The organism is Egibacteraceae bacterium (assembly GCA_040905805.1).
Classification (GTDB): Bacteria; Actinomycetota; Nitriliruptoria; order Euzebyales; family Egibacteraceae; genus DATLGH01.
On sequence record JBBDQS010000165.1, the window covers coordinates 63,091 to 66,684 of the forward strand.

4 protein-coding genes are annotated in these 3,594 nt (G+C 74.9%); 1 reads left to right on the top strand and 3 read right to left on the bottom strand.

The window, feature by feature from the left end:
- Positions 1 to 10: 10 nt before the first annotated feature.
- Both WD250_17575 and WD250_17580 read right to left on the bottom strand, forming a co-directional pair.
- On the bottom strand, positions 11 to 742 hold the full coding sequence (locus WD250_17575; GenBank protein ID MEX2622024.1) for an alanyl-tRNA editing protein: 732 nt from the start codon (positions 740 to 742) through the stop codon (positions 11 to 13).
- Between the two features lie 134 nt (positions 743 to 876).
- Complete coding sequence (locus WD250_17580) at positions 877 to 1,746, bottom strand: SDR family oxidoreductase (GenBank protein ID MEX2622025.1); 870 nt, start codon at positions 1,744 to 1,746, stop codon at positions 877 to 879.
- A gap of 168 nt (positions 1,747 to 1,914) precedes the next feature.
- Between WD250_17580 and WD250_17585 the strand changes: the two genes are divergently transcribed.
- On the top strand, positions 1,915 to 2,895 hold the full coding sequence (locus tag WD250_17585; protein ID MEX2622026.1) for a LysM peptidoglycan-binding domain-containing protein: 981 nt from the start codon (positions 1,915 to 1,917) through the stop codon (positions 2,893 to 2,895).
- A 200-nt stretch (positions 2,896 to 3,095) separates the two neighbouring features.
- Here the strand turns inward: WD250_17585 and WD250_17590 are convergent.
- The coding region (locus WD250_17590; GenBank protein MEX2622027.1) for a pilus assembly protein TadG-related protein at positions 3,096 to 3,594 on the bottom strand (499 nt) is incomplete at its 5' end.

The window sequence follows — 3,594 nt, forward strand, 5'->3', positions numbered from 1 at the left end:
CCGGGCCCGGTCAGTCGGTGACGGCGATGCGGATGCGCTTGTTGGCCCGGCCCTTGGACTCGGTCCCGGTCACGGCGACCCGGCCGACCTCGATGGTGGACGCGACGTGGGTGCCGCCGTCGGCCTGCTTGTCCAGCCCGACGATGTCGATCACCCGCAGCGGGTCGATGCCGGCCGGGATGAGGTTGGCCTTGGTGCGGATGAGGGCGGGGTCCAGATCGGCCTCGCTGCGGTCCACGAAGTCGACGAGGATGTGGCGGGCCCGGGCGATCTCCTCGTTGATGCGCCGTTCCACGAGCGCGCCGAGCTCGGCGCTCATCTCGTCGAGCTCGAAGTCCAGCCGCCCCGCGCCGGGCTCCATGTTGCCGCCGGTGACCGCCACGCCGAAGTCGGCCCAGATGACCCCGCACAGCACGTGCAGCGCGGTGTGGGTGCGCATCAGCATGTGGCGGTGCTCCCAGTCCAGGTCGCCCGCCGCCTCGACGCCCACGTCCGGCAAACCCTCGGGTTCGACGTCCAGCCAGTGCCAGACCAGGCCGCCCTCCTTCCTGGCCTTGACCACCGCCGCGGTCCCGTCGGGCCAGGTCAGCGTCCCCGTGTCGTGGGGTTGGCCGCCCCCGCCCGGGTAGAACACCGTGCGGTTCAGCGCCACGCGGCTGTGCTCGCGGTCCACGTCGACCACCGCGCCCTCGAAGGTGCGGCGGTAGGCGTCCGTGGCGTACAGCTCCTCGGTGAAGGCCATAGGGCCAGCGTAGCCGTCCGGGGGGAGCGGCCTTTGGCCCGGGCTGGCCGGCGGTGCGTGGTCCAGCGCACCGCAGCGGTGCGCCAGACCCCGCACCCCCATACCCCCGGCTCCGTCGGCGTCGGTCAGGGCTGCTAGCCCGACAGCGGTGTGCCGGGCTCGGCGCCCTCCATGTCCATGACCCGGTCCCAGCCGGCGGCGATGTCCTCCACGGTCGGGACGGCGTCGAACTGGGCACCCTTGGCCTGCACGTAGCGCACGCGGGCGTAGTTGCCCCCGCCGGCGAGCACGACCTCGCCCGTGGCGGTGCACTCCTGGCTCGCGAGGTGGACCACCAGGGGGGAGATGTAGGCCGGGTCGAACGTGGCGAGCATCTCCTCGGGCAGGACGTCCTCGGTCATGCGGGTCGCGGCGACAGGGGCCACGGCGTTGGCGGTGATGTCGTACTTGCGCCCCTCCAGCGCCAGGGTGTTGATCAGGCCGACCACCGCGAGCTTGGCGGCCCCGTAGTTGGCCTGGCCGAAGTTGCCGTAGAGGCCGGTCGTGGAGGTCGTGACGATCACCCGCCCGTAGCCCTGCCCGCGCAGGTGGGGCCAGGCGGCATGCGTGACGAAATAGGTACCGTACAGGTGCACCTGGAGCACGCCGTGCCACTGCGAGTCGGTCATCTTGTGGAAGGTCACGTCGCGCAGGATCCCGGCGTTGTTCACCACCACGTCGATCTGCTCGTAGGTGTCCAGGGCCGTCTGCACGATCGCCTGGCCGCCGGCGGCGGTGGCGACGTTGTCGTAGTTGGCGACGGCCTCTCCACCGGCGTCGGTGATCTCGGCCACGACGGCGTCGGCCATCTCGGTGCCGGTGCCGGTGCCGGTGCCGTCACGCGCCCCGCCGACGTCGTTGACCACGACCTTGGCGCCCCGCTGGGCGAACAGCAGCGCGTGCTGGCGCCCGAGGCCCCCGCCCGCTCCGGTGATGACGACGACGCGTCCCTCGACTCCGGCCATGCGGGGCCTCCTTGCTGGGTTCGGCGTCCGCGACGCCACGGTGCCTGGCGGGGCAGCCTAGCGGACCGCCGTGGTGTCGGTGGCGCCCGGACCCGGGGCTGGTTGTCCACGGGCAGGGGCGGGCTGGGGCTTGTAGAGACGTGCTGACATGGACTAGCGTGTATCACCATGGACGGAGTGCGACGGGCGCTGGGGCTGGTGGCGCTGCTGGGCGGCGAGATCGCGGCCGCGGGGCTGCTGCACCGTCTCGGTGCGCTGCCGTGGCTGCGCGTCGGGTGGGATGACCCTGCCGCGTGGCTGGCGGTGGTGGCCGCCGAGGACGCCGTGATGGCGGCCCTGCGCCTCGTGGCGCTGGCGGCGACGTACTGGCTGCTCGCCTCGACCGTGGCCTACACCCTGGCGCGGGCCACCCGCCTGCCCGCCGCGATCCACGCTGTGGGATGGGCCACGCTGCCGGTCGTGCGCCGCGTCGCCGACCGGGCGGTGGCGGTGACCCTGGCGGGTTCGGTGGCGGTGGTCGGGGCGCAGGGACTGGCCCTCGCCGAGGTCCTCGCCCCGCCGGCGGTGTCCGCCCCGGGCGCCCTGCCCGGCGACCCGGCGTCCCCGCCGTCCGCGGCGGTCCCCGCTCCAGAGGCGGCACCCGAGCCGACGTCCGGACCCGGATCCGGGTCCACCCCTGCGCCCGAATCCGCCCCGGCCGGCGCGGACGAGGAGGCCGCGCCGGGGTCGGCGCCTGCCGTGGTCGCGCCGGGGTCCGCCCCTGGCGTCGGGCCGGGGTCCGCGCCGATGCCCGGGTCCGGCACCGGTCCGGCACCAGCCTCCGGTGCCGGCGCCGGTCCAGAGCGTGGCCCCGGGTCCGGCGCCGGTCCGGCGCCAGCCCCCGGTACCGGCACCGGTCCAGAGCGTGGCTCCGTGCCCGAGGTCGGGCCCCGGGCCGGCACGGCCACCCACGAGGTCGTGCCCGGCGACAACCTGTGGGCGATCGCCGCGGCCCTGCTCGGCGAGGGCGCCACCGACGCCCAGATCCACGGGCCCTGGCGTGCGCTGGTTGCCGCCAACCGCGACCGGCTGGCCTCGGGCGACCCCGACCTCATCTACCCCGGTGAGCACGTCGTGCTGCCGTCGGACGACCCTGACCGCCCTCGTTGAGCCCCAGGATTCGTCGGCGCGCCAGCCCGTGGCTGGGCGACCGCCGGCGCGGGCGCGTGGACTGGACACGTTCCTTCTTGGCTACCGGGATAGGTCCGACGTGCCCGCCCGCCGGACACGGAAACAGTCCACGCAACCGCGGACCGTGATGGAGTGGCCGTGCCGGGCCGTGCCGGGCCGTGCCGGGCCGTGCCGTCGCGCTACGGGGAGCGGTGCGGTCCCGCGGTGGCGGTGACGCGGATGGTCAGGGGTGCGGGGTCGAGCAGCACCCGGGTCAGGGTCAGGTCGACGGTGCCGGTGGCCGTGACGGTGATCACGGTGGGCGTGGCGGTGATCTCGACGCCTGTGACCGCGCCGAGGTCGGTCTGCGCGCTCAGGTTCGCGGCGGCCAAGCCCTCCGCGACCGGGGGGTCGAGCACCACCTGGCCGGTGGCGCGGAGCACCTCCGCATCGATGCCGGAGGCCCCGGCGACGGCGGCGGCGTCCACGGCCCCGGCTAGCGCACGACGGTCGCTGAACGCCCGCCACAGGTCAAGGCTCAGACCGCCGACGAACAGCAGCACGACGCACAGGCCGAGCAGCCACAGGACCACGGCGCCGGCCTCGTCGCGCGCTCCGGGGCGACCGCCCGCCGGCGTGCCCTCGTGCGGTGGGGTGGCGTGGTGCGGTGGGGTGGCGTGGTGCGGTGGGGTGGCGTGG